This window comes from Mesorhizobium sp. M4A.F.Ca.ET.050.02.1.1 (assembly GCF_003997725.1).
Taxonomy (GTDB): Bacteria; Pseudomonadota; Alphaproteobacteria; order Rhizobiales; family Rhizobiaceae; genus Mesorhizobium.
The window spans coordinates 7394-7848 of the sequence record NZ_RZSG01000240.1; the positions used below are offsets into that span (position 1 = coordinate 7394).

General features: G+C 68.1%; 1 pseudogene. It reads right to left on the reverse strand.

The features are described 5' to 3' along the window. Positions 1-341: pseudogene (locus EOA33_RS40525) on the reverse strand (ornithine cyclodeaminase family protein); the annotation flags it as partial. Between the last annotated feature and the right edge of the window lie 114 nt (positions 342-455).

The window sequence follows — 455 nt, forward strand, 5'->3', positions numbered from 1 at the left end:
TGCGTCAGTCGCTGGCCGTCGATCAGCGCTTCCGGTTCGCCGGTCGTGCCGTCGAGCAGCAGGTAAAGGCCCATCACGGCGGGTTTGCCGATGGCGTTGTTGTCGGGCGAGACGGTGACGATTTTGACACCGATATGGCCGCCCGCCGAGGCGCCGGGGGCGTTGAAATCGGTCCAGGCAGGCATCAACAGCAGCGTCGAGGCGGCGCCATCAGGACGGTCGACCGTGTGATGGTGACGGACCGGCTGCACGGCGCCGTCGCGGAAGGCGGTGCGCAGCGTCTCGACCAGCCCGGGAAAGGTCAGCGCCTGGTCGACCTCGGCGGCCGAAATGGTCAGCATGGAAGACTCCGTGGAGTGAAGGCGCCCGCGAAGCCGCAATTCTTACGGCATCCGCTGCGCCCAAAGGCTTCAGGCGGTCGGCTTCGGCAGGGCCTGGCCCTGCGGCGCCTGAGC